This is a genomic window from Pseudarthrobacter sp. AL07 (genome assembly GCF_029960665.1).
Taxonomy (GTDB): domain Bacteria; phylum Actinomycetota; class Actinomycetes; order Actinomycetales; family Micrococcaceae; genus Arthrobacter.
In genome coordinates this window covers 215,006-239,532 of sequence record NZ_JASBRB010000001.1, presented here as the reverse complement: position 1 = coordinate 239,532, position 24,527 = coordinate 215,006, and the positions used below count along the sequence as shown (strand labels likewise).

Genomic DNA, 24,527 nt, shown 5'->3' with positions numbered 1-24,527 from the left:
GGCATCGGTCCGGGTTCAGGACGCAGAGACTGGTTCGAATGTTGTGCTGCGGCACCGTGGCGGCCAGAGAGAAATCAAACTCATGGAAGAGGCGTATTTCAAGTGCCAGAGCAGCCTAGCCACCGTCTACCAGAGGAATTTGGCGGAAACGAGTGGCTCGTTGACGAACTGTACGAGCAGTATCAGAAAGACAAGAACACAGTGGATACCAAATGGTGGCCCCTTTTCGAGTCCTTCGATTCAGGCAGCGGTTCTTCTTCCAACGGAAGCACGGCTGTAGCCGTGGCCCACCCCGCAACTCGCGAAATGCCGGCTGTACCGCCGGCACCCCCGGCTTCTGCAGCAGCTGTACCGGCAACGTCGCCGGCCGCACAGCCGGCGGCGCCGGCCACCGCCCCCGCGGCGGCAAAGAAAGCTCCCGCTACGGTCGCCCGCGATGGCGCGAAGAAGACCGAGCCCGGAAGCGGGGCCCAGCCGATTCCCGCCCAGCTTCCCAAGAACGTCAAGGCACCCACGGCCCCGGAAGAAGACGTGGTCTCCGTTCTTCGCGGCCCGGCCAAGGCCATTGCCACCAACATGGTCACCAGCCTTGAAGTGCCCACGGCCACCAGCGTCCGGGCTATTCCGGCCAAGCTGCTGATCGATAACCGCGTGGTCATCAACTCCAACCTCGCCCGTGCACGCGGCGGCAAGGTTTCGTTCACGCACCTCATTGGCTACGCCGTGATCCGGGCCCTGGCCCAGTTCCCGTCGATGAACGTCTACTACGACGAAATCGACGGCAAGCCCAGTGCTGTCCAGCCGGCCCACGTCAACTTCGGTATCGCCATTGACATGCCCAAGCCGGATGGCACCCGCCTGCTCATGGTGCCTAACATCAAGAAGGCGGAGACCCTCAACTTCTCCGAGTTCTGGCACACCTATGAAGACCTCATCAAGCGTGCCCGCGCAGGTAAGCTGACCGCTGATGACCACTCCGGGACCACCGTGTCCCTGACCAACCCCGGCGGCATCGGCACCGTTCACTCCGTGCCGCGTCTGTCCAAGGGACAGGCCGCCATCGTCGGCGTCGGCGCCCTCGACTACCCAGCCGAATTCCAGGGGTCCAGCGAAAAGATCATTGCGCAGAACGCCATCAGCAAGGTCCTTACGCTGACGTCCACGTATGACCACCGCGTCATCCAGGGAGCCGGCAGCGGCGAGTTCCTGAAGCTTGTGCACCAGCTGCTGCTCGGTGCCCAGAACTTCTACGACGACATCTTCGAATCCCTCCGGATCCCCTACGAGCCCGTGCGCTGGAGCCCGGACCTGCAGGTGGACCCGGCCGACGAGATCAACAAGGTTGCCCGGATCCAGCAGCTTATCCATTCCTACCGCGTGCGCGGCCACCTTATGGCAGACACCGATCCACTGGAGTACGTCCAGCGCAAGCACCCGGACCTTGACGTCCTCACCTATGGACTGACGTTGTGGGATCTGGACCGCGAGTGGCCCACCGGCGGGTTCGGCGGCAAGCCGATGCTCAAGTTCCGCGACATCCTCGGTGTCCTCCGTGACGCCTACTGCCGCACCACCGGCATCGAGTACATGCACATCCAGGAGCCGGAAGAGCGCAAGTGGTTCCAGGACCAGCTGGAACACGCGTACTCGAAGCCGAGCCGCGAAGAGCAGCTGCGCATCGTGTCCCGGCTCAACGCCGCTGAAGCATTTGAAACCTTCCTGCAGACCAAGTTCGTCGGCCAGAAGCGCTTCTCCTTGGAAGGCGGCGAATCCCTGATTCCGCTGCTGGACGCCATCATTTCCGATGCCGCTGACGACGGACTGGACGAGGTTGCGATCGGCATGGCCCACCGCGGCCGCCTGAACGTCCTCACCAACATCGCCGGCAAGACCTACGCCCAGGTGTTCCGCGAATTCGAAGGCACGCAGGATCCCCGCTCCGTACAGGGCTCCGGCGACGTGAAGTACCACCTCGGTACCGAAGGCACGTTCACCTCGGAAAACGGCAACGAGACCAAGGTCTACCTCGCTGCCAACCCGTCCCACCTCGAGGCGGTCGACTCCGTGCTCGAAGGCATCGTCCGCGCCAAGCAGGACCGCCTGGACCAGGGCGAGGCCTTCCCGGTGCTGCCCCTCATGGTCCACGGCGATGCTGCCTTCGCAGGCCAGGGCGTGGTTGCCGAGACGCTGAACCTGTCCCAGCTCCGCGGCTACCGGACCGGCGGCACCATCCACGTGGTGGTCAACAACCAGGTGGGCTTCACCACGGCGCCGTCGTCGTCGCGCTCGTCCACGTACTCCACGGACGTCGCCAAAATGATCCAGGCGCCCGTGTTCCATGTGAACGGTGACGATCCTGAGGCAGTGGTGCGCATCGCGCAACTCGCCTACGCGTTCCGCCAGCGGTTCCACAAGGACGTTGTGATCGACATGGTGTGCTACCGCCGCCGTGGCCACAACGAGGGGGACGACCCCTCGATGACCCAGCCCATGATGTACAACCTGATCGAAGCCAAGCGCTCCGTCCGCAAGCTGTACACCGAGGCACTCATCGGCCGTGGCGATATCACCGAGGAAGAAGCCGAGCAGCTGCTCCGCGACTACCAGGAACGGCTGGAACGGGTCTTCGCCGAAACACACGCGGCGCAGACCTCGCCCATCCCGATCATCACCGCTGACTCCGCCGCAGTCTCCGACATTGAGCGTCCCATCGCCCAGCAGGCTGACTTCGGCACCAACGCCCCGGCGTCCACTGCCATTTCGCCGGAAACCCTGGCGCACATCGGCAAGGCTCACGTCCAGATCCCCGAGGGCTTCACCGTCCACGCCAAGCTCAAGCAGCTCCTTGAGAAGCGCGAGCAGATGTCCCGCGAAGGCGGAATCGACTGGGGCTTTGGCGAGATCGCGGCCTTCGGATCGCTGATCATGGAAGGCGTTCCCGTCCGGCTTGCCGGCCAGGACTCGCGCCGCGGCACGTTTGTGCAGCGCCACGCCGTATTCCACGACCGCGCCAACGGCGGCGAGTGGCTCCCGCTGGGCCACCTCTCGGATGACCAGGCCAAGCTGTGGATCTACGACTCCCTGCTGTCCGAATACGCGGCCATGGGCTTCGAATACGGCTACTCGGTGGAACGCCCGGATGCCCTGGTGCTGTGGGAAGCGCAGTTCGGTGACTTCGTCAACGGCGCGCAGACCATCATCGATGAGTTCATCTCCTCGGCCGAGCAGAAGTGGGGCCAGCGCTCCTCCCTGGTCCTGATGCTGCCGCACGGCTACGAAGGCCAGGGCCCGGACCACTCCTCGGCACGCATCGAACGCTTCCTGCTGATGTGCGCCGAAGAGAACATGATCGTCGCAAATCCCACCACGGCAGCCTCGCACTTCCACCTGCTGCGCCGCCAGGCGTACAGCCGTCCGCGCAAACCGCTGATCATCTTCACGCCGAAGCAGCTGCTGCGCCTCAAGGCAGCCGCGTCGTCCGTCGAGGACTTCACCACGGGCGCCTTCCGCCCCGTCATCGGCGACCACGAGCAGTTGGCGGCAGACGCCGTCGAACGCGTACTGCTGGTCTCCGGCCGCCTGTACTACGATCTCCTGTCCACCCGGCAGAAGACCGATGACAAGACCACCGCGATTGTCCGCGTGGAGCAGCTTTACCCGCTGCCGCACGAAGAAATCGCAGCGGAACTGGCCAAGTACCCGAACGCCGAGGTTGTCTGGGCACAGGACGAGCCCGCAAACCAGGGGCCGTGGCCGTTTATGGGACTGAACCTCCCGGAGTCGCTGGACCGGCGCGTCCGCGTGGTGTCGCGTCCCGCGTCGGCCTCCACTGCGGCGGGCTCCATGAAGCGGCACGCTGCCGAGCAGGATACGCTCCTCAAGCAGGCATTTGCACGGAAGTAGTACCAGTGGCTGCCCGGCCGGACGTCGAAACACCAGACTCCGGCCGGGCAGCTCTGTTTAATGAAGATGGATCATAGCCACGCCGGTTGGCCACAACCGGCACGGACGTTAAGAGGGACTTGTGGAAGACAGGAAGCTGCGGATCGCAGCTGTTGGAGATGAACTGCTTGCCGGGCTGGGCGATCCCAGGGCGCTCGGCTGGCTGGGCCGCGTGTTGGCCCGCACTCCGCAGGACGGAATGGTCATGGAAGCGTACGCCCTCCCCTGTCCCCAGGAAGGAACGGAGGGGCTGGCTGCCCGCTGGCAGGAGGAGGCCGGCCGGCGGTTCGGCGACCAGCACGAAAACCGCCTGGTGATCGGCCTCTCGGGCCGGGACATCGAGTTCGGCCTTTCCACCGCCCGCAGCCGCCTGAACCTGGCCAATATCCTGGATACGGCCACGCAGAACCGGATCGAGGTCTTTGTCGTGGGCCCGCCGCCCACGCTGGACCCGGTACAGAACCGCCGGCTCGCCGATCTCAACACCGCTTTCGCTGACGTCACCACCAGGCGCAAGCACCTCTATGTGGACACGTTCTCCCCGCTGCTGAACCACGAGCAGTGGCGCCAGGACCTTGCGGCCAACACTGGCACGCCGGGGCAGGCGGGCTATGGCCTGATGGCCTGGCTGGTCCTCCACCGCGGCTGGTTCCAATGGCTGGGCATGGACGCCCCCGAGTAGGTTTCCAGCCCCCCTCAGTCGCGATATATCTTGACCGGCTCCACTGGCCCGTTGTATCTTGGGATATCAGTCACGATATATCGCGGTTTTGGAGGATTCATGACAGCGGACAGCTGGACCGTCACAGGTCCGCAAACCATCGATGTTGGCCCCGTCAGGTCGCTGAAGCTGGGCATGGTCCGCGGCAGGTTCGACGTCGTAATCCACTCGGAGGCCTTTGTTCGCGTGGGTATCAACGAGGTCCAGGGCGATCCTGTGTCGGTGACGCTGACCGACGGCAGGCTTGAGGTCCGCCATCAGTTGCACGGCCCCCAGGGCTGGTTCAAGAACCTGATGGGCACGGTCAACCACAACAGCAACAACTCAGCGGTTATCAGCATTGCCCTGCCGGCCGGCGTGGAGGTGGAGGCCGGCACGGTCAGCGGCGATGGCCTCGTCTCCGGAACCAGCGGGCACACCCGGCTCAATACCGTCTCGGGTTCAGTGATGGCGGACGGAACCACCGGGGAACTTCACGTCAACACGGTAAGCGGCGAGGTCATCGCGAGAAACCACGACGGCGTCCTGACCGCCAAGAGCATTTCCGGCGAGGTCACCGCCTCCGGCCGGTTCAGCAACATCCGGGCTCACACGGTCAGCGGCGACATGAGTTTTGACTTGCTCGGATTCACCCACGATTTCGGCGCCAATTCAGTCTCCGGTGACCTCACCATCAGGCTTCCCCACGACGTCGGGGTGGACATCGTGGCGAAGTCCGCCAGCGGCGTTGTGGTGATTGATGACCAGCAGTACTCCCAGCCCGGCGGCAAGGTGGAAACCATTGCCGGACCGGACGGCAAGCTGATGCTGGTCCGGACCAACTCGGTGTCCGGCAAGACGTCCATCTTCCATGGCCAGCCGGCCCGCAGCGACGACGCAAGAAGCCCGGAAGCGGGGCACTGATGCCCCCGGTGTTCGCCCATGGTGCACTCCGGCTGTACCTGCTCGCGCTGCTGGAGTCAGGACCCAAACACGGCTATGAACTGATCAAAGCCCTCAGCGAACGGTTCGGCGGCACGTACTCCCCCAGCGCGGGGACCATCTATCCGCGGCTGGGGAAACTCGAAGAAGAGGGGCTCGTCGACACCGAGTCTGTCGGCCGCCGCACCAACTACCGCATCACTACGGCTGGACTTGCTGAACTCAACAAGCGCCGGGAGGAACTCGCCGGCGTCGAGAACGACATTTCCGCTTCCGTCCGCCGCCTGGCGGACAACCTGCGGGCGGATATCCGCGCCAACATGCGCGGGTTGCGGGCAGACCTGGCGGCCACGGCAGAGGCGGCCCGCTCCACGGCGCGGGCCGCCGACTTCAGGAAGGCCGGCCGCCAGCCGTCGGAGGGGATCCGCGAGCTGAAGGAAGCGGAGATGCTGCTGCAGGCGTTCCGGGACGAGCTGCGGGTGGAGCTGCGGCTGCAGGCCACCCGACAACCGCTCAGCGCGCTCACACTGGAAACCGTCAGGACCGTGCTGGACCAGGCGCGCATCTCCATCCGCAACTCACTGCCTAACTGAGCCGACGGGCTGAGCAAGCCGCCGGACGGCGCCGCCGCTCAGTATTGGCCCCGGCCACACCCCGTTTCGGTTTCGCGGCGTGTCCCATGGTGTGGGAGACTTGAGGGCAGCTCTTTTGAGTACCAACATTTAAGGAGGCCAGCTATGAGCAAGCGTGCACGTAAACGTCGTGACCGTAAGCGTGGCGGCGCGAACCACGGGAAGCGCCCCAACGCCTAAGCTAAAGCTTGGAAAACGGTTTAAGCAAAGGACCCCGGAAGCCACTCGGCTTCCGGGGTCCTTCGTCTTTGCGCTGTTCTTTACGCCGGCAGTACTGCAGACGGCTGCCGCTTGTGTCAGGCGTCCACCGGGCGGATGGAGTGGATCCGGTCCAAAATGGCGTTCTTCAGGTTTTCCGGAGCGGCCTCGGTGCACGAGCGCTTCACCATGGTGCGGATCACGCACTCGAGGTCGTACTGCTCGGTGCACTCAGGGCACTCATCAAGGTGGGTCTTGATTTCCGTGATGTCCTCGCGGGTCAACGCCCCGTCGAGGTATTCGTAGATGCGTTGCATCCGGGCGTCATCGCAGTCGCCCAATCCCTGGCAGTCGCTCATTTCCTGTTCTCCTGTTTTGTGGTCGCGGCCGTGTCCTGTGATTCGACGGCGCCTTTGAATCCTCGTTCGGCGGCATAATCCGCCAGCATGTCCCGCAACATTTTCCGGCCGCGGTGGAGCCGGGACATCACCGTCCCGATAGGGGTGTTCATAATGTCTGAAATTTCCTTGTACGCGAAGCCCTCCACGTCAGCGAAATACACCGCCAGCCGGAACTCCTCGGGGATCGACTGGAGCGCCCGCTTGACGTCCGAGTCCGGCAGGTGGTCCAGCGCCTCAGCCTCGGCTGAACGCAGGCCGCGGGACGTGTGCGACTCAGCCCTGGCAAGCTGCCAGTCCTCGATGGTGTCCGAGTTCGACTGCAGCGGTTCGCGCTGCCGCTTGCGGTACAGGTTGATGTACGTGTTGGTCAGGATGCGGTACAGCCAGGCCTTGAGGTTGGTACCGGGCTTGTACTGGTGGAACGCTGAGAACGCCTTGGTGTAAGCCTCTTGGACGAGGTCTTCCGCGTCGGCAGGGTTCCTTGCCATGCGCATGGCGGCCGAGTACAGCTGATCCACGTACTGCATGGCATCACGCTCAAAACGGACCCGGCGTTCGTCCGCCGATTCGGTGGCCACGTCCACGGGCTGCTCAGCGGACACAGGCTCGGCACTCACAGGATCAGCGGACACAGCCTCAACGGTCGCAGGGACTTCCGCTTCCGGCTGCGGGTCGCTCCCTGCCGGCGCATCGCTGCTGGCAGTGGCGTCGCTGCTTGATTTGGCTCCGCGTTCGGATGCCTCATACATGGCCTCGAGGGCCGGATCCAGGGTGCTCATTGCGTTCAAGTCTACTGTGACGGCCCTGGCACGTGGTGTTCCGTACTCCGGAAGATCGGATTCCAGAGTCTGCAGCGCCACGGGCCCGGTGGGTTCCGTCCCGTCCTTCAGTAACCTCAAGGGCAACTCCACTCTGTCTCAGGCCAGGGCGTTGCAGGCAAATATCTGCCCGGCAATCCATGGTGTGTCGATTTGTCCGGTGTTCGGCGGACCCGCAATTCATAACCGCTGGCGGCAGGCAAATATTCCTCAAAAGTGCAAGACTAGAACGGACTCCGCCGCATTCGGTGCGGTTCGTCCAGCCAGGAGGAAATCCATGTCCTTTGTCCGTACTCTCGCCCGCCCCATGCTGGCTTCCAGTTTCGTCGTCGCCGGACTGGACAAGCTGAAAAACGCCGATGACACCGCCACCCAGCTCTCGCCGCTCCTGCAGAAGGCGGCCGCGTCGCTGCCGTTCCAGGCCGACGAGAAGATGCTGGCACGCGTGATAGGCGGAACGCAGGTGGGTGCCGGCATACTGTTCGGCCTGGGCAAGTTCAGTCGCCTCTCGGCATCACTGCTGACCGTCATCTCCCTCCTTAATACCTTTGTGGAGTGGCGCAGCGCGGACATCAGCACCAAGGAAGGCCGCCAGGCCCGCCGGAACCAGCTGCTCAAGAACGTCTCCCTCAGCGGCGGCGCCCTGCTGGCCTCAGTGGACACCGCCGGCAAGCCCGGCCTGGCCTGGCGTGCCGAGCATCTCGCCGCAGACGCACGGAAGTCTGCTGCAGGTGCGCGGAAGACCACCGGCCAAAAGTTCCACAAGGCGGACAAGGCCGTGCGCCGCGCCGTGGAACACGCAACGGGGGCGTAAGGACGGATGACCGGTTCCACCCCGCCCGCAGCCACCGACTCACACAGCTCCACCGACACCGTTCCGCACTGGCCGGCTCCCTTCGCCAGCAGGCCCATCAACGCCACCGTCACGGTGCCTGGCTCAAAGTCCCTGACCAACAGGTTCCTGGTCCTGGCTGCGCTGGCTGACGGGCCGTCCCGGCTCCGCGCACCCCTGCATTCCCGGGACTCCGCATTGATGATCGATGCCCTCCGCCAGCTGGGAGCCACCATCACAGAGGTGCCCGGCGACGGAGCGTACGGGCCGGACCTTGAGGTCACGCCCCTGAGCCAGGAGGCGCCGTCATCAAGCACGCACATTGACTGCGGCCTCGCCGGAACAGTGATGCGTTTTGTTCCGCCCCTTGCCGCGTTGCGCAACGGCGTGAGCGTGTTCGACGGCGACACCCACGCCCGGAAGCGCCCCATGGGCACCATCATCGAGGCCCTGAAAGCCCTCGGAGTGGCACTGACCGCGGACGACGGCGGGACCCCCTCATCGCTGCCGTTCACCGTCGAGGGCACCGGGGAAGTCCGGGGCGGCCACCTGGTGATCGACGCCAGCGCGTCGTCCCAGTTCGTCTCGGCCCTCCTGCTGGTCGGCGCCCGGTTCACCGACGGACTCCACCTGGAGCATGTGGGCAAACCGGTGCCCAGCTTGGACCACATCAACATGACGGTTTCCGTACTTCGCGGCGTCGGCGTGACCGTGGACGATTCCGTGCCGAACCACTGGGTGGTGGCACCCGGCCCCATCCGTGCTTTTGATCAGCGCATCGAGCAGGACCTCTCCAACGCCGGCCCGTTCCTGGCCGCAGCATTGGCCTCCGGCGGCACCGTACGGATCCCGGACTGGCCCACCGGCACCACCCAGGTGGGGGACCTCTGGCGCAGCATCCTGGCGGACATGGGCGCAGACGTCAGCCTCGCTGACGGCGTCCTGACCGTCACCGGCGGGTCAGAGATCAAGGGCTCGGATTTTCACGAAACCAGCGAGCTCGCCCCCACCGTGGCGGCCCTCTGCGCCCTGGCCACCGGAACTTCACGGCTGACCGGCATCGCGCACCTTCGCGGCCACGAGACGGACCGGCTGGCCGCGCTGGTCACCGAAATCAACCGCCTCGGCGGCGACGCGGAGGAGACCAGCGACGGCCTGGTGATCCGCCCGGCAAAGCTGCACGCCGGCGTCGTCCACAGCTACGCGGACCACAGGATGGCCACCGCCGGCGCCATCCTTGGCCTGGCGGTGCAGGGCATCGAGGTCCAGGACATCGCCACCACGGCTAAGACCATGCCGGAGTTCCCGCAGATGTGGGCGGACATGCTCACTCAGGGCGTCGCCGCCGGTGACGCCACGGAAGGTTCCGCTGGTGGCACGCAGCACTGATTCCTGGGACGAGTCCGACGTCCGGATCCGGCCCAGCAAAAAGGGCTCCAGGCCGCGCACGAAGGACCGCCCCAGCCACGACGACGCTGTGACGGGCCGCATCATCACCGTGGACCGCGGCCGGTACACCGCCGTCGTCGGTGAGGACTCGGGCGACGAACGGATCATTATCGCCGCGAGGGCCCGCGAACTGCGCCGCTCCCCTGTGGTGGCCGGCGACTTCGTCTCCCTCGTCGGCGATGTGTCCGGGGAGCCCGACACGCTGGCCCGGCTGGTCCGGATCCAGGACCGCAGAACCCTGCTGCGCCGCAGCGCCGATGACACCGATCCGATCGAGCGTGCGGTGGTGGCCAACGCCGATCAGCTGGTGGTGGTGGTGGCCGCCGCAAACCCGGAGCCACGCACTGGCTTCATTGACCGCGCCCTGGTGGCCGCCTACGACGCCGGCATCGAGCCGCTGCTGCTCGTCACCAAGGCGGATGTCAAGGATCCGGCGGAACTGTTGTCCAACTACGAACACCTGGACTTCCCGGTGATCATCAGCCGTACGTCGGACTCCGAGGCCTCAGGTATTGATGCCCGCTCCGATGATGGCCTCTCTGCCCGCCTGGACGGAGACGCGGTTTCGCAACTCCGCGCGTACCTCGAGGGCAAGGTCTCGGTGATGCTGGGCCATTCCGGCGTGGGCAAGTCCACCATGGTCAATGCGCTCACCGGGGCCGAACGGGCTACCGGTGGCGTGAACGCGGTGACAGGCCGCGGCCGCCACACGTCGTCGTCGGCCCTTGCCCTGAAGCTGACGGGAGCTCCCGCCGGAAGCTGGATCATCGATACCCCTGGCATCCGTTCGTTCGGCCTGGCCCATGTGGACCCTGACCGGATCCTGCGGTCCTTCCCGGACCTGGAACCGGGCACGGATGCCTGCGAGCGTGGCTGCAAGCACAACACCGCGGCTGTCAACTGCGGCGTGGATTCCTGGGTGGCGGCCGGTCAAGCGGGCCCCACCGGCCCGGCCCGGCTAGCATCCCTGCGGCGGCTGCTCGGCACTGATCCGCGCCTGGTTGGCCAGGAAACCAAGGAACTGGGCAGCATAAGCTAGCGGCCAAAAGCCGACGTCCCCAACCCCACGGCCCGGAGACGGTAGTTTGTAACCATGATCCAACCCGCTTCGAGCTACAACGATGACCTGCGCCTTGCCCATGTGCTGGCAGATTCCGTGGATGACCAGACCATGAGCCGCTTCAAGGCACTGGACCTCCGCATCGAGACCAAGCCGGACCTGACGCCGGTCACGGACGCGGACAAGTCCGCGGAGGAAGCCATCCGCGGCCAACTATCCCGCTCGCGTCCCCGCGACGCCGTGCTGGGCGAGGAATTCGGCAGTTCGGGCCATGGCTCCCGCCGCTGGATCATTGATCCCATCGACGGCACAAAGAACTTTGTCCGCGGCGTCCCGGTGTGGGCCACACTGATAGCCCTCGTGGACGAAGGCGAACCCGTGGTGGGAGTGGTCAGTGCACCCGCGCTGGGCAAGCGCTGGTGGGCCGCCAAGGGTTCCGGAGCCTACATGGGCAAGTCCCTCGCCGCCGCAACGCGGCTCCGGGTCTCGGACGTCTCCAAGCTCTCGGATGCCTCCCTGTCTTATTCCAGCCTGGGCGGCTGGAAGGAACGCGGCAACCTGGATGAATTCCTGGGACTGACCGAAGACGTGTGGCGAACACGCGCCTATGGCGATTTCTGGTCCTACTGCATGGTGGCCGAAGGTGCCGTGGACATCGCCTGCGAACCGGAACTGAATCTGTACGACATGGCCGCTTTGGTGCCCATCGTGGTGGAAGCCGGCGGCCGCTTCACCTCCCTGGAGGGCCAGGACGGACCGTTCGGCGGCAACGCCCTGGCCACGAATTCCATCCTGCACTCCGAAGTCCTCAAGCGGCTGAACCCGGATCTGGACGACCTTCTTTAGATCGTTTTACGAATTATCGACGGCGGACGCCCCCTGATTGGGGGCTCCGCCGTCGTATCTTCGACAAATATTCCATTCCTCAAACGTGCGTAACAAAGCCCTTAACATTGGGGCGGGCTTCCTTCTCGCCCCGGCACATGTTCTACGCTCTTAACAGGTCACGAGTGCCAGCGCTAAACCCCGGTTTGCTGGCCGGCAACCCTCCATTCGCGGTGGGGTGCCCCGGGTGACGACCAGGCCGGTCCGGAATGGACACGGCAAGCGCGGATTCCCGGTACCGGGAGTCCTTTTAGAGTGAGGTCTCCTTGACAACTGCCACCGTCTCCCCCGCCAGTTTTTCCCCCAACAACGCCGCTGCGCTGATCCACGATGCCGCTGCCGTCTCCGGACGCCCCCTTTCCGCCGTCACCGGCGCGGAAATCCAGGCACCGTTGATCCAGGGAGGCCATGTCCGCTACGCAAACCTGGACTACGGCGCATCCGCTCCTGCCCTCTCCGTGGTGTCCGCCTACCTCAACGAGATCCTGCCGTTCTACGCCAGCGTCCACCGCGGCGCAGGCTTTGCGTCGCAGATCAGCACCTCTGTCTACGAGAACGCCCGGAACATCGTGCGCGATTTTGTGGGCGGACGCCCGGACGACTCCGTCATCTTCACCCGAAACACCACCGACTCGCTGAACCTGCTCGCAGGTTGCCTGCCAGCGACAGATGGCCGGCCGGATGGAGATGTCCTCTACCTGGACATCGAGCACCACGCCAACCTCCTGCCGTGGCAGGGCGTCCGGCACCGCAGCGTCGTCGCCGCGGACACCATCGTGGGGACCCTTGAGGTCCTGCGCGCCGAACTTGGGCAAGGCAACGTCAGTCTCCTCGCGGTCACGGGCGCCTCCAACGTCACCGGCGAGATCCTGCCGGTCAAGGCCCTGGCCGCCCTCGCCCATGAGTACGGGGCGCGGATCGTGGTGGACGCCGCGCAGTTGGCGCCGCACCGACGCATCAATATCAGCACCGACGACGTCGACTACCTCGCCTTCTCCGGCCACAAGCTCTACGCGCCCTTCGGCTCCGGGGTCCTGGTGGGCCGCACGGACTGGCTCGACGCCGGTACTCCCCACCTGGCCGGCGGCGGCGCCGTCCGCGAGGCCAAGCTCGACGGCGTCAGCTGGGCCACCGGCCCGGCCCGGCACGAGGGAGGCTCCCCCAACGTCCTGGGTGCGGCTACCCTGGCACGCGCCACCCAGGTCATCGCATCCTTGGACCAGGACCGCTGGCACGCCCACGAAGCGGCCATCCGGTCATTCCTGGTGGACGGGCTCGGGACGATCGACGGCGTCACCGTGCACCAGATCTTCTCGGATACGGACGCCGAGACCGGCACCATCGGCGTGGTGAACTTCTCCGTGGCAGGATACGACGCCGGGCTGGTGGCCGCCTACCTGTCGGCCGAGCATGGCGTTGGCCTCCGTGACGGCCGCTTCTGCGCGCACCCACTCCTCAAGCGCCTCGGCATTCCCTCCGGTTCGCTGCGGGCCAGCTTCGGCGTAGGCTCCCGGCTGGAGGATGCCCAGCGGCTCCTCGCAGGCCTGGAACAGCTCCGCCGGACCGGCCTGGGCTGGGACTACGTAGTGGACGCGGGCCGCTGGGTTCCGGCTAACGACACCCGCACCTACCCGCACTGGGCGCCCAACACGCCGGGTACGGCCGGCGCGGCTCCGTGCCTTGACAACTGACTGAGCCTTTCGTCCTGTACCTCCTGATCTGACGGCCACCCACCGGGTGGAGGCCTATGCGGTAAATTCGACGGGGATACGGAATTGGCAGAGTTGAAGGAGGCCGCACGTGGCAAGGGGTGGCCCCAGGCTTGAGCACGGACGCCGTCTGGAACTCGGGCAGAGTTTCCAGGACGGCGGCGAACATTACCAGCGCGTACGCCCTGGCTACCCCGCCGAATCAGCGGACTGGCTGATCCCTTCCGGAGCCAAGGACGCAGTGGACGTGGGCGCCGGGACCGGCAAGTTCACCACCCTGCTGCTGGAACGCGGCATGGCGGTTTCGGCCGTGGACCCGTCCCCGGACATGCTGGACCAGCTGCGGGCACACTGCCCGGGGGTTTACGCGACCCAGGGGACCGCAGAGGCCACCGGCCTCCCTGAGTCTTCGTTCGACGTCGTGAGCGTTGCGCAGGCCTGGCACTGGTGCGATCCGCTTCCAGCGAGCACCGAACTGGCGCGGATCCTGCGGCCCGGCGGAACCATGGCCCTGATCTGGAACCAGCTGGACACGTCCGTGCCGTGGGTCCACCGGTTGTCCCGCATCATGCACGCGGGCGACGTCTACAAGCCCGGGTTCCGACCGGTGGTGGGCCCGGAGTTTGAAGGCCTCAAAAGCCATGTGGCGGGGTGGGAGGACAGCCTCAGCACGGCGGACATCATGGAACTGACGAAGTCCCGCAGCTACTACCTGCGCGCTGGCGAAGCCACCCGCAGCAAGGTCCTGGCCAACCTGGACTGGTATCTGCACAAGCATCTGGGGCACGCCGCGGAAGAGGACATCAGCCTGCCGTACCTGACGCTGACGTGGCGGGCAGCGAAGGCGTGACGGGCGCAGACCACCGGGTAGGCTTGGAAGCGTGAAGACCAGCGCGCCCTCCTCCTCGATCGAGGACTACGTCAAGGTCATCTACGGCTTCACGGAGTGGCAGGATAAACCAATTACGTCCTCCCAGCTCGCGCAGCGCCTGGGGGTGGCCAATTCTTCGGTCTCAGAGATGGTCCGCAAGCTCAAGGACCAGGGCCTGGTGGACCACAAGCCCTACAGCGCCATCACCCTTACGGACTCCGGTGTCCGGCTGGCACTGTCCATGGTGCGCCGTCACCGGCTTATTGAGACCTACCTCGTCCAGGAGTTCGGCTACAGCTGGGACGAAGTCCACGACGAAGCCGAATTGCTGGAGCACGCCGTGTCGGACACGTTTATCGAGCGCATGGCGGCGAAACTGGGCAACCCGCAACGCGACCCGCACGGCGACCCGATCCCCGCCTCGGACGGCACGGTGCTGCTGCCGGAGGCCCATCTGCTCGGCGAACTCGATCCCGGGCACACCGGCAGGATCACCCGGATCAGCGACGAGAATCCGGACCTGCTCCGGTATCTTTCGGCCGAGGAAATCGATCTCGACGCCGAGGTGGAGGTAGTAGGCCGCAAACCGTTTGGCGGCGCGCTCGTGGTACGGATCAGCAACGGCGGCAGGACGCGGGATTATGATCTCGCGGATGAAGTCACCGCCGCGCTCTGGGTCCACAGCGACCATTCCCATGCCGGCTGCGTCCTCGGCGACATCTGAATGACGAACACCCGCGTCCCGCAGTGGCGGGCCTGGCTTGCCGTGGCGGTGGGCGGCCTGGCCGGAACGGAACTCCGGTACGGCCTGGGCCTCGCGTTTCCGGAACCCGCGGGGACAATGCCCTGGACCACCCTGGGCATCAACGTTGCCGGCAGCTTTGTGCTGGCCGCCCTCACCACCGTTTGGATGGCCCGGCCACAGACAGCGTTTTGGCTCCGCGCAGGCCTGGGGCCCGGATTCCTGGGCTCCTTCACCACGTTTTCAGCAGTGGCATTCGCGGTGGACCGGCTGGCCCATGCCGGCGAGCAAGCCGTATGGATCGCCTATCTGGGGCTGTCCCTGTTCCTCGGTCTGGGCGCCGCGGCCGGTGGGTGGCGGACCGGGCGGCTTTTCGCTGACCGGCTGCAGGGCGACCAACTGCAAGGCGACCGGGCGGGATCAGCGCCGTGATTGCCGCGGTCCTGGTGGGTTTGTTCGGCGTGGCAGGTGCCCTGCTGCGCTTCGCCGTCGACAGCTGGTTCGCCCACCGTGACGGTCGCCGCGCCCCCGTCACCACCGCCGGCACGCCGCGGCATTGGCCGTGGGCCACGCTCACGGTCAACGTCACGGGGTGCCTGATCATCGGGCTGTCCATCGGCATCACCGGAAGGCTCGGCCTCGCACCCGAGTGGCAGACCGCCGTCGCCACCGGCCTTGCCGGCGGGCTCACCACGTTCAGCTCCTGGACCACCGCGACGGTCCGGCTGCTCAGTGAGTCGCGGTTCGGGGCCGCGGCACTGAACGTCGCTGCCAACCTGGCCTGGGGATTGGGAGCGGCGGCCCTGGGCATGGCACTCGCCTCGTAGTTCCGAACCTACGAGGCGAGTGCAGTGAACTGACTACCCGGAGGGGATCCGTGCCAGCTGGATACTATCGTTACGGCGTGCCGGAGAGGAAGTACCCTGCGACGTCGGCGATCAGGTGGGTGGTACCAGACGAGTTATTGACTAGAACGATCTTGCCGTCAGAGCCCACGGGGACAGTAACGGAATTCGGAACGGTCTGCCCCGGGACAAAGTTCTCGTTGGATGTGCTGGGCCGGGTGGTCCCCGATGCGTAGGCAGTGATATGCCCATAGGACTGGGGCTGCGTCACAGTGAGGTTGAAAACAATAGCAGAGACCTTGAGCGGGATGCCCGCGACTCCGGCAGCCTGGAAAGAAACCGACGAAAACGCGCCCGCAGGTGCGGTGTTTCGCGTGTCCAAAAGCCGGGTCGGGGAAACGGGCACGAAGGCTCCCGGGACGGCCGGAGTACCCGCGATGTAGTATCCCCCGATGTCGGCAATCACGTGCGTGGTTCCGTTCGAGTTGTTGACGAGGGTGATTTTGCCGTCAGAGCCCACGGGGACAGTAACGGAATTCGGCACGGTCTGGCCCGGGACGAAGTTCTCGTTGGAGGTGGTAGGCCGGGTGGTCCCAGACGCGTAGGCGATGATATGCCCATAGGACTGGGGCTGGGTCACAGTGAGATTGAACACCACAGCCGAGACATTCGCCGGGATACCAGCGACTCCGGCAGCCTGGAAAGAAACCGACGAAAACGCGCCCGCAGGTGCGGTGTTTCGCGTGTCCAAAAGCCGGGTCGGGGAAACGGGCACGAAGGCTCCCGGGACGGCCGGAGTACCCGCGATGTAGTATCCCGCGATGTCAGCGATCAGGTGCGTGGTTCCGCCAGAGTTGTTGACCAGCGTGACCTTGCCGTCAGCGCCAACTGGAACCGTGACGGAGTTCGGCACCGTCTGGCCTGGGACGAAGTTCTCATTGGACGTAGTAGGCCGGGTGGTTCCAGACGCGTAGGCGATGATATGCCCATACGCTTGGGGCTGGGTCACCGTGAGGTTAAACACCACAGCCGAGACCTTTGACGGGATACCCGCGACTCCGGCAGCTTGGAAGGACACCGTCGAGAATGCCCCCACAGGTGCAGTGTTTCTGGTGTCCAGGAGCCGGATCGGGGTTACCGGCACGAAGGTCCCGGGCGCCGTCGGAACCGGAGTCACACCGAGCGGCCTGTCGGCGAACCAATAGCGCTTGGCGACGTCGTCGCTCGCCATGACCACAAGGCCCGTCTTGTTGCTCACCGGCTGCTTGCTGGTGGTCACGTCATTAATGTTGGGGGAATTGGGGTCCTCCATGATGGGTTTGCCCCGGCCCGCAGCAAATACGGGATTGTCCATGGATGCGGTCTTCTCATAAATGCTGCCGGAAACGCCGTCGAAAGCGCATCCGCTGACTGTCGATGAGGGTCCAGTTTGGAAAGCATGGACGAGGTTGTTTTCCGGGTCCAGCACTATTTGCGGACGCGAGGTGCAATCGCCGGTGAGCGATATCGTCGACTTCGAGAAGGAGCCGGTGCCTGGTTTGAAGACCAGCAGCACCAACTGATCCAGCGTCGGATCCGTAGACGTAACATCGAGACTCGTCTTCACCGCCGCAAAGACCCGGCCGGAGGAGTCGGACTGCAGTGATTTGAGGTTGAGATGGTCATCGGCCAGTCCGTTGCCTTTGGTAGCAGTCTGGACTTTCCATGACGACGTCGCCGTCGGGTCCGTTCCGTCGGTGCGCGTGGCCCACCACACGGACCCCGTGAGCTGGTCGCTCCACATCACCCCGATTTTCTTCGTGCCGTATGCGACGATGGCTGAGATGTCATCGGGTGCTGGATTCGGATTGGAAACCGGAATGATATAGGGAGTTGCCCAACCCGTCCCTCCAGGCGCGGACTTGTTCACATAAACCGTGTTGGTGAACCCGGCGACGGGGTCGCCGGCGACCTGCGTCCACGTGGCCCAGATTGCACCCGTGGTGTCTTGGGCTATGGTCATTGACTCGCTGCTGTTAGTAGCGATCAAAGCCGGGAATCCGCTGTCTAGCGTGTATTGTCCGCCGGAATAGCTATACCTGTAAAGGTACGCATACTGCCCTGGAATTGAAGGCAGTGGCGTATTTTCATTGGATACGGTGACTACATGGGATGCGATATACAGATGGCTGCCGTCCCAGAGTGTGTCCGCCAGGGTATTCGTACGGCTATCAATAAGCACACCAGTATCCACCCAGGTCTCGGAGCTGCGGTCCAGGCGGTAGATGTGCCACCCACTGCCCGTGGTCCACATGTCCGCCCACCACGAGCCGTCGTTCCACCACAACTTGCTCTGCGGCTTATCCGAAGTGGGGGGCTTGCCGGCGCCTGAGTAGCTGATGCTCGGGTGCCCGTAGGTGGTCGCGGCCTCGGCACCATTGGCGGCAGCGAGGACTGTCCCCGCTACGATGGTGGCCAAAACCAGAATCTGACTCAGCCAATTGACAGTTCGCTTCATTTTCATGGCAGCACTCCTGGGTGTGATCCGGCATCAGGACAGCGTCACGCTCTACGCAGATGCAGGGCGCGGCAATTTCTTTCACCGAGCGTCATCTGGTCTGCGGCCCAGCTGCCGTCAGCCCAGAATCCGGCCGGTCCGATGAGCCTAGTGATTAGCTCCACACGCTGTCCCGAGTAGCGTGTACTCGTTTTTGTGGGCCCGTCCCCCGGTTTGGCGGCGTCCCGTATTGTTGACTCTGATGATTAGCAGACGTGACGCGGCAATTGCCCTTGATGTACCGATGGAAATGGCCCAGCGCCATGGCATCCCCAAACGAATGACCGAGGCGGAGCTGGGCGACATCATGGACAACCCGCCGGCATGGCTGATCCAGTCGAGGGCCAACCGGACCGGCAAACGTCCGGTCTGGGTGCACCTGGAATGCGCCGTCTGCGGCTATGAAGAAGCGGCCCGGCCTAAGAAATGGTGGCCGGAATTCACGTACGTGGTGTGCGAGCACCATTCCCCGGACGAGGTGCCCCCGCTGCGGGCTGGCCTTATCAGGAGCGAGTTCGACGGCGTCGGGACCCGTTTTGTGGGCATTGCGGACGTTGCAGTTCCGGACTGATCCGGGCATTACATTCGGGCCTGAACAGGCGTATTTTACAAAGTGGGACGCAGCCCGTCCCCCGCTGTAAGGAGCACGCCATGCCGGATAAGTCACCACATCAGCAGCTGCACAAGAAACCGGTTAAGACCATCAAGGAAAAACGCGCGGAGAAGAAGGCCAAGAGCCGATGGAAGGCCCGCAGGACCCGGTAGCGCACCTGAAGAAGCGCCGGTAGCGGTTACACGTTCCCGGCCATCTCTTCGGGCGCTGCCACAAAGTCCACTTCCTGGCCGTCCCTCAGCACCCGAATCGGCAGCGGCTGGCCGGTCGCATCGCCGATCAGCAGCTTCTGTAGGCTCTCAGCGTTGCTGACGGGGCGGCTTCCGGCAGTCAGAATGACGTCCCCTGCCCGGAGGCCTCCGCGATCTGCAGGCGAACCGGCCAGGACCTCCACCACGCGCAGTCCGTCGCGTTGTCCCGTTCTGATCACCGCGACGGCGTTGAACCGGAACGGTGTGCTGACAACGCCGACATAGGCCCGCCGGACGCCGCCGTCCTTCAGCAGCGCCGAGATGATGCGCCGCGTGGTGGTGTTTATGGGCACGGCCAGGCCCAGCGGATTTCCCACTGCTATGACCAGCTGGCCCGGAGCGTCTCGGCCTCGTCGAACTGCGCCGGGGCCACTTTCGGCGCCCGGCCGTGGACCACCGCGGGGTCAGACAAAGGATCCGCCCCCACCAGTTCAAGATCGGTCTTGCTGCCGTCGGCAAAGGCGGCATGGCCTTGGTGCGTGCCGGCTACCACGTGTGAATTGGTCAGCAGGTACACGTCCGCACCGGATTCACTGGCCGGGTCCACGGCGCAGTTCCTTGCTGGCGTGGCTGCCTCCGGTTTCCAGACCTTGTGCTGCGCCGGAACTTATTGGCGACAACCACGCCGTGGCGTCCGGTAGTCTCGGAACGGCTACGCCGTGGGTGGACAAGGGCACAGACACGGCACTTAAATGCCAGAAGACCCGGACGCTGGGTCCGGGTCTTCTGGCAATGTCTTGCGACATTCAAAATGTGGAGATGGGGGGAATTGAACCCCCGTCCGATGTCGTGTTAACAGGTCTTCTCCGGGCGCAGTTTGCGTCGGATTTTCTCGGCCCCAGCCCTCCTGCAAACAGGTGGCTGATCCGGGCCCAGTCATCTAAGAGTCCCGTTTGCCCCGATGACGGAGGCAAGCAGCAGTGGCTATCTAAATGACGCCAGGATCCGGGGCAATAGCAACCTCGGGCTGACGGACTGTCTTACTGCTTAGGCAGCGAGAGCGAAGTCAGTGCGGTTTGATTTGGCACTTATTGGTTTGCAGACAGCGTTTACGAGATAATTCTGCATCCTCGGCCCGCTTCACCTGTTGCGACTAACATCGTCGAAACCGATCATCCCCGTATTTTGTTTTCAAACCGGCCGGGTTGTGCAGGCACAAATCCCTGCCGGAATACTAATTCTAACGCATGTGCGGCGGAAAACATTCCTACCGACGGTTGCGTTCCCGGACCTCGCGAAGGGCTTCGCGGTTGTCCTGCTGCTCACGCAGGGTCTGGCGCTTGTCGTACTCACGCTTACCGCGGGCGATCGCGATTTCCACCTTGGCCCGGCCGTCGAGGAAGTACAGCTGCAGCGGTACCACCGTGAAGCCGGACTCGCGGATCTTCACGGAGATCTTGTTGAGCTCGTCGCGGTGCAGCAGCAGCTTCCGACGGCGACGTGCGGAATGGTTGGTCCAGCTCCCCTGGTTGTACTCGGGAATATGAATGCCCTCCATCCACAGCTCATCGTTGTAGAACGTGCAGAAGCCGTCCACCATGGAGGCATGTCCTTCGCGCAGGGACTTGACCTCGGTCCCCATCAGGGCAATGCCTGCCTCGTAGGTATCCAGCACAAGGTAGTCATGCCGGGCCTTGCGGTTGGTGGCCACTACCTTACGGCCACTTTCTTTGGGCACGGTGGAACTCCTCAGTTCTTGAATCTTGGCCGGCTCCGGCCGTTCCGGCGCGGAGTCATACCAGTCTACGGCAGGCGAAGACCGGCGTTACAGCAGGCGCATCGGGTCAACTGCGGCTCCGTTGAGCCAGGTTTCGAAGTGTGCGTGGCAGCCCGTTGAGTTGCCGGTGCTGCCCGAGTAGGCGATGAGCTGGCCAGCGGAAACCTGCTGGCCGTTGGAGACGACAACGCTGGCATTGTGGTAGAGAATCGTGGTCAGGGAGTTGCCTTGGACCACACCGTGGGACAGCTTCACCCGCCAGCCGCCGCCGTCGGCGGAACTCCAGCCTGAGGAGAAGACCTCGCCCGCTGCTGCCGCGTAGACGGGGGTGCCACAGCCGACCCCAAAGTCGATTCCAGTGTGTAGGTAGCCGCCCGTTCCGTAAAAGTCGATGGTTCCAGGCGGGGTTGCCCGCCAGCCAAAGCCGGATGTGATGGGCGCACCACCTGAGAAGGGGTGCCGCAAGCCAAACGCCGACGGCGATCCGGTCACCGGAACGTACGGCGCTTGTGCTGGCGGAGCCTGGCCCTGGGCGGCTGCGCGGGCGGCCGCGGCAGCAGCGGCCGCCTCAGCGAGGCGGCGCTGCTCTGCTTCCCACTGCTCGCGGAGCCTGCGGTCACGTTCAGCGATTTCGTTGGCAACGGAGTTCTGGCTGGCTTCCACCGCCGCCATTTGGGACTGGATGCCAGGTTTCGCTGCCTGTAGTTCGGCATCAAGGCGGGTGGTGTCGGCGATCAGCTGGTCAACCTGGGCCTTCTTGGCAGCGGCCTCGTCACGGGCAGCCTTCTCCCTTTCCAGTGCGGCATCGGCCTTGGCCTTGAGGTCCCTGATCTCAGCCTCGACAGCTTCAAGCCGGGCCTGGGAGTTTACGTTGGTGGCGCTTTGCTGGGACAGCTTGTCCATGGCGGCGTTCTGGCTGCGCATGGCTTGGTCCGCGAGGTCCATGGTGTCGGTCAGGCTGCCGCCGTTGTTGGCCCCGAAGAAGAGGGTCAGGTTCGACGGAACGCCACCGGATTTGTAGGCCTGGGTGGCGATCTGGCCGATCAGCTTTTTGGTGTCGGCGATTTTCTGCTTATCAGCCTCAAGCTGCTGCGTGATTTTGGCCTTGTTCTGCTGCGCAAGGTCAACCCGCGCCGTCAGCGCTTCGACTTCCTTGACCGCACTCGCCACGCGCCCCTGAGCTTCCAGGAGGGCCTGCTGGGCGCCTGGCAGCTGGCCCTGGTAGATCACCAGGTCGCCGGCGGCCTTCGCGATGCGCGAATCCACGAATTCCAGGGACTGCTGGACCCGGGCCGCCTCAGCTTCAAGGGCGGCACGCTTGTCATCGAGCTCATCAGCATGCGCCACCGGGGCTGAGGCACCCATGCTGGCGGCGAGCAGCAGTGCCAGGACGCCGCTGATCAGGCCGGCGCGGCGGCCTGACGGTCGCGTGCGTTCGGCCCGGTGCCGGGGCACAGTTCGGTGCAATTCGTTCATCAGGATTCCTTGTTCGGTTTGCACAGCCTAAACCTTCAAATATCTGCGTAAGGTCAAGAGGGACGAAATTCCTGCCAAAGATCCGCCAAGGATCAGCAAGGCAGGCGCAAGAATGAGCGTCTGCCCCGGTGAAATGAACGCCGTGTCCGGATACTGCTTGGACAGGTACTCGCCCAGGAAGAAGTGCGCCACTGCCCACAGCGTGCCGGATGCCAGGGCTGCGCCTATCACCGCCGCAATCACGCCTTCCAGGATGAACGGGAGCTGGATGACGATCTTGGACGCACCCACCAGGCGCATAATCCCGGTCTCTCGGCGGCGGCTAAAGGCCGAGAGCCGGATGGTGGTGGCGATCAGAAGGATGGCGCACACGATCATCACGCCGGCGATGCTGACGGCCACGAGGGAGGCGGCGTTCATGGCCGAGAACAGCCGTTCGAGCAGCTGCCGCTGGTCTATGACCGTTTCCACGCCCGGCTGCGAGGAGAACGTCTCGCTGATGATCTGGTATTTTTCCGGATCCTTCATGTTGATCCGGAAGGATGAAGGGAGCTGGTCCGGCGTGACGGAATCGACGATCGGAGAATTGGAGAACTGGTCCTTGAAGTGCTTGTAGGCCTCGTCTTTGGACTCGTACTGGAAATCGTTGACGTACTGGGCCACGGCAGGTGATTCGAGCAGGGTCTGCAGGTTGTCCTGCTGCTCCGGGGTGACCGGGCCTGTGGCGCAACCGGCCGCCGTCGAACCGTCACTGCAGAGGAAGATGGCAACCTGGACCTTGTCGTACCAGTAGCCCTTCATCTGGTTGATCTGGAGCTGCAGCATGCCTGCGGCGCCGACGAATGTCAGCGAAACAAAGGTGACCAGGATGACCGAAACCACCATAGTGATGTTGCGCCGCAGTCCGCTGCCGATCTCACCGAGGATAAAGGCGAGCCTCATCGCTGCTCCTCCCCTGAGTCGGGATTCGGTTCCCCGGGTGCGGGTGGCTGGGCTTCGTCCCGGCCGCTGGCGTCCCTGAGCCGGCGGGATTGGCCTACTACGGGGATCATGGAGGTATACAAAGCCCTGGCCTCGTCGCGGATCACGATGCCGTTCTTTAGCTCCACAACGCGTTTGCGCATCTCGTTGACGATGTCGTCGTCGTGTGTGGCCATGACCACCGTGGTGCCGTTCTGGTTGATCTTGTCCAGCACGCCCATGATGCCCATCGACGTGGTGGGGTCCAGGTTGCCGGTGGGTTCGTCGGCAAGAAGGATGCCGGGGCGGTTGACTACCGCGCGGGCAATCGCCACACGCTGCTGCTCGCCGCCGGAAAGTTCATGGGGAAGGCGGTTTTCCTTGCCTTCCAGACCCACGGTCTTGAGGACTTCGGGGACGGTGTCGCGGATAACGCTGCGGCTCTTACCGATGACCTGCATCGCGAAGGCAACGTTGGCGAACACGCTCTTTTGCGGAAGGAGCCGGAAGTCCTGGAAGACCACGCCGATGCCACGGCGGAGCCTGGGCACGCGCCAGCTGGAGATCTTGGCGACGTTTTGCCCGGCCACGTAGACGGCGCCGGAGGATGCCCGGTCTTCCTTCAGCACCAGCCGCAGGAAGGTGGACTTTCCGGATCCGGAAGCGCCGACGAGGAAGGCAAATTCACCACGGTCAATCTCAAGGCTGACATCGTCCAGCGCAGGCCGGGCCGTCTGGTCGTAGACCTTGGTGACATTTTCGAATCGGATCATGGCCCTAAGTACCCTGCAGGCACGGCTGATACAGCCCAGATCTGCAGCCGGTGCGCGGGCATTCGTTTGGGGGAAGAAGAGCCCCGGCTCCTCGACTATACGCAGCCTCTTGGCCGGATTTCGGGGGCTACGGGGGTGTGTCGCGCGATCGCGCCTAGCCGGTAGGCACGGCAGG

General features: G+C 64.4%; 21 protein-coding genes, 1 other RNA gene, 1 pseudogene and 1 riboswitch. Of the genes and pseudogenes, 14 read left to right on the top strand and 9 right to left on the bottom strand.

Going from position 1 to position 24,527, the window contains the following annotated elements; translation table 11 throughout:
• Positions 1-102: 102 nt before the first annotated feature.
• The 4 genes from QK290_RS01100 to QK290_RS01085 all read left to right on the top strand — a co-directional run bounded on the left by QK290_RS01100 (position 103) and on the right by QK290_RS01085 (position 6,177).
• A complete protein-coding gene (locus QK290_RS01100; RefSeq protein ID WP_282328916.1) occupies positions 103-3,903 on the top strand; it encodes a multifunctional oxoglutarate decarboxylase/oxoglutarate dehydrogenase thiamine pyrophosphate-binding subunit/dihydrolipoyllysine-residue succinyltransferase subunit in 3,801 nt (1,266 codons plus the stop codon).
• 121 nt (positions 3,904-4,024) lie between these two features.
• Positions 4,025-4,624, top strand: a complete 600-nt coding sequence (locus QK290_RS01095) for a GDSL-type esterase/lipase family protein (protein ID WP_099093407.1) — start codon at positions 4,025-4,027, stop codon at positions 4,622-4,624.
• 99 nt (positions 4,625-4,723) lie between these two features.
• Positions 4,724-5,566 (top strand): DUF4097 family beta strand repeat-containing protein, encoded by an 843-nt coding sequence (locus tag QK290_RS01090; RefSeq protein ID WP_282328915.1) that lies wholly within the window; start codon positions 4,724-4,726, stop codon positions 5,564-5,566.
• Positions 5,566-6,177: a PadR family transcriptional regulator gene (locus tag QK290_RS01085; RefSeq protein WP_282328914.1), complete on the top strand. Its 612-nt coding sequence runs from the start codon at positions 5,566-5,568 to the stop codon at positions 6,175-6,177. The genes QK290_RS01090 and QK290_RS01085 overlap by 1 nt, the downstream gene beginning before the upstream one ends.
• A 335-nt stretch (positions 6,178-6,512) precedes the next feature.
• On the opposite strand, the gene rsrA is transcribed toward QK290_RS01085, so the two are convergent.
• Positions 6,513-6,773 carry a mycothiol system anti-sigma-R factor gene (gene rsrA / locus QK290_RS01080; protein ID WP_185260958.1) on the bottom strand — a complete coding sequence of 87 codons (261 nt, stop codon included), beginning with the start codon at positions 6,771-6,773 and terminating at the stop codon, positions 6,513-6,515.
• On the bottom strand, positions 6,770-7,594 hold the full coding sequence (locus tag QK290_RS01075) for a sigma-70 family RNA polymerase sigma factor (protein ID WP_282328913.1): 825 nt from the start codon (positions 7,592-7,594) through the stop codon (positions 6,770-6,772). The genes rsrA and QK290_RS01075 overlap by 4 nt, the downstream gene beginning before the upstream one ends.
• 316 nt (positions 7,595-7,910) lie before the next feature.
• On the opposite strand from QK290_RS01075, the gene QK290_RS01070 reads away from it, so the two are divergent.
• The 9 genes from QK290_RS01070 to QK290_RS01030 all read left to right on the top strand — a co-directional run bounded on the left by QK290_RS01070 (position 7,911) and on the right by QK290_RS01030 (position 16,008).
• A complete protein-coding gene (locus QK290_RS01070) occupies positions 7,911-8,447 on the top strand; it encodes a DoxX family protein (RefSeq protein WP_282328912.1) in 537 nt (178 codons plus the stop codon).
• Between the two features lie 6 nt (positions 8,448-8,453).
• The gene (gene aroA / locus QK290_RS01065; protein WP_282328911.1) at positions 8,454-9,854 is read left to right on the top strand and encodes a 3-phosphoshikimate 1-carboxyvinyltransferase; all 1,401 of its coding nucleotides are present in this window, start codon (positions 8,454-8,456) and stop codon (positions 9,852-9,854) included.
• Positions 9,838-10,953, top strand: a complete 1,116-nt coding sequence (rsgA, locus tag QK290_RS01060) for a ribosome small subunit-dependent GTPase A (protein ID WP_282328910.1) — start codon at positions 9,838-9,840, stop codon at positions 10,951-10,953. The genes aroA and rsgA overlap by 17 nt, the downstream gene beginning before the upstream one ends.
• Positions 10,954-11,007: 54 nt before the next feature.
• Positions 11,008-11,820 carry a histidinol-phosphatase gene (hisN, locus tag QK290_RS01055; RefSeq protein ID WP_185260962.1) on the top strand — a complete coding sequence of 271 codons (813 nt, stop codon included), beginning with the start codon at positions 11,008-11,010 and terminating at the stop codon, positions 11,818-11,820.
• A gap of 156 nt (positions 11,821-11,976) precedes the next feature.
• Positions 11,977-12,090: riboswitch (SAM riboswitch) on the top strand.
• A 35-nt stretch (positions 12,091-12,125) separates the two neighbouring features.
• Positions 12,126-13,550: an aminotransferase class V-fold PLP-dependent enzyme gene (locus tag QK290_RS01050; protein ID WP_282328909.1), complete on the top strand. Its 1,425-nt coding sequence runs from the start codon at positions 12,126-12,128 to the stop codon at positions 13,548-13,550.
• Between the two features lie 109 nt (positions 13,551-13,659).
• Positions 13,660-14,418, top strand: a complete 759-nt coding sequence (locus QK290_RS01045) for a class I SAM-dependent methyltransferase (protein WP_282328908.1) — start codon at positions 13,660-13,662, stop codon at positions 14,416-14,418.
• Positions 14,419-14,449: 31 nt separating this feature from the next.
• The gene (locus QK290_RS01040) at positions 14,450-15,163 is read left to right on the top strand and encodes a metal-dependent transcriptional regulator (RefSeq protein WP_282328907.1); all 714 of its coding nucleotides are present in this window, start codon (positions 14,450-14,452) and stop codon (positions 15,161-15,163) included.
• Positions 15,164-15,613: a CrcB family protein gene (locus tag QK290_RS01035; RefSeq protein WP_282328906.1), complete on the top strand. Its 450-nt coding sequence runs from the start codon at positions 15,164-15,166 to the stop codon at positions 15,611-15,613.
• Positions 15,610-16,008, top strand: coding sequence for a CrcB family protein (locus tag QK290_RS01030; RefSeq protein WP_282328905.1), 399 nt, complete (start codon positions 15,610-15,612; stop codon positions 16,006-16,008). The genes QK290_RS01035 and QK290_RS01030 overlap by 4 nt, the downstream gene beginning before the upstream one ends.
• Positions 16,009-16,078: 70 nt before the next feature.
• On the opposite strand, the gene QK290_RS01025 is transcribed toward QK290_RS01030, so the two are convergent.
• Positions 16,079-18,529 (bottom strand): hypothetical protein, encoded by a 2,451-nt coding sequence (locus QK290_RS01025; RefSeq protein WP_282328904.1) that lies wholly within the window; start codon positions 18,527-18,529, stop codon positions 16,079-16,081.
• A 235-nt stretch (positions 18,530-18,764) separates the two neighbouring features.
• On the opposite strand from QK290_RS01025, the gene QK290_RS01020 reads away from it, so the two are divergent.
• Positions 18,765-19,133: a hypothetical protein gene (locus QK290_RS01020; RefSeq protein WP_282328903.1), complete on the top strand. Its 369-nt coding sequence runs from the start codon at positions 18,765-18,767 to the stop codon at positions 19,131-19,133.
• A 220-nt stretch (positions 19,134-19,353) separates the two neighbouring features.
• Here the strand turns inward: QK290_RS01020 and QK290_RS01015 are convergent.
• From QK290_RS01015 to ftsE, 6 genes and pseudogenes are all read right to left on the bottom strand, one after another.
• Positions 19,354-19,946, bottom strand: a pseudogene (locus tag QK290_RS01015) (PDZ domain-containing protein); the annotation flags it as partial.
• Between the two features lie 231 nt (positions 19,947-20,177).
• Positions 20,178-20,546: a transfer-messenger RNA gene (ssrA, locus tag QK290_RS01010) on the bottom strand.
• Positions 20,547-20,633: 87 nt separating this feature from the next.
• On the bottom strand, positions 20,634-21,104 hold the full coding sequence (gene smpB / locus QK290_RS01005) for an SsrA-binding protein SmpB (RefSeq protein ID WP_282328902.1): 471 nt from the start codon (positions 21,102-21,104) through the stop codon (positions 20,634-20,636).
• An 87-nt stretch (positions 21,105-21,191) separates the two neighbouring features.
• Entirely contained in the window at positions 21,192-22,619 is a 1,428-nt protein-coding gene (locus QK290_RS01000; RefSeq protein WP_282328901.1) for a M23 family metallopeptidase, read from the bottom strand.
• Between the two features lie 27 nt (positions 22,620-22,646).
• Positions 22,647-23,561: a permease-like cell division protein FtsX gene (gene ftsX / locus QK290_RS00995; protein WP_282328900.1), complete on the bottom strand. Its 915-nt coding sequence runs from the start codon at positions 23,559-23,561 to the stop codon at positions 22,647-22,649.
• Positions 23,558-24,352: a cell division ATP-binding protein FtsE gene (gene ftsE, locus QK290_RS00990; protein WP_282328899.1), complete on the bottom strand. Its 795-nt coding sequence runs from the start codon at positions 24,350-24,352 to the stop codon at positions 23,558-23,560. Before ftsE ends, ftsX begins: the two co-directional genes overlap by 4 nt.
• Positions 24,353-24,527: the final 175 nt, after the last annotated feature.

Excerpts from the sequence above, each read along its gene's own strand:
- QK290_RS01075 (WP_282328913.1), bottom strand. The coding sequence starts at position 7,594 with ATGAGCACCCTGGATCCGGCCCTCGAGGCCATGTATGAGGCATCCGAA.
- hisN (WP_185260962.1), top strand. The coding sequence starts at position 11,008 with ATGATCCAACCCGCTTCGAGCTACAACGATGACCTGCGCCTTGCCCAT.
- QK290_RS01000 (WP_282328901.1), bottom strand. The coding sequence starts at position 22,619 with ATGAACGAATTGCACCGAACTGTGCCCCGGCACCGGGCCGAACGCACG.
- rsrA (WP_185260958.1), bottom strand. The coding sequence starts at position 6,773 with ATGAGCGACTGCCAGGGATTGGGCGACTGCGATGACGCCCGGATGCAA.
- QK290_RS01025 (WP_282328904.1), bottom strand. The coding sequence starts at position 18,529 with ATGAAAATGAAGCGAACTGTCAATTGGCTGAGTCAGATTCTGGTTTTG.
- ftsX (WP_282328900.1), bottom strand. The coding sequence starts at position 23,561 with ATGAGGCTCGCCTTTATCCTCGGTGAGATCGGCAGCGGACTGCGGCGC.
- QK290_RS01020 (WP_282328903.1), top strand. The coding sequence starts at position 18,765 with ATGATTAGCAGACGTGACGCGGCAATTGCCCTTGATGTACCGATGGAA.
- QK290_RS01085 (WP_282328914.1), top strand. The coding sequence starts at position 5,566 with ATGCCCCCGGTGTTCGCCCATGGTGCACTCCGGCTGTACCTGCTCGCG.
- ftsE (WP_282328899.1), bottom strand. The coding sequence starts at position 24,352 with ATGATCCGATTCGAAAATGTCACCAAGGTCTACGACCAGACGGCCCGG.
- QK290_RS01070 (WP_282328912.1), top strand. The coding sequence starts at position 7,911 with ATGTCCTTTGTCCGTACTCTCGCCCGCCCCATGCTGGCTTCCAGTTTC.
- QK290_RS01090 (WP_282328915.1), top strand. The coding sequence starts at position 4,724 with ATGACAGCGGACAGCTGGACCGTCACAGGTCCGCAAACCATCGATGTT.
- QK290_RS01035 (WP_282328906.1), top strand. The coding sequence starts at position 15,164 with ATGACGAACACCCGCGTCCCGCAGTGGCGGGCCTGGCTTGCCGTGGCG.
- aroA (WP_282328911.1), top strand. The coding sequence starts at position 8,454 with ATGACCGGTTCCACCCCGCCCGCAGCCACCGACTCACACAGCTCCACC.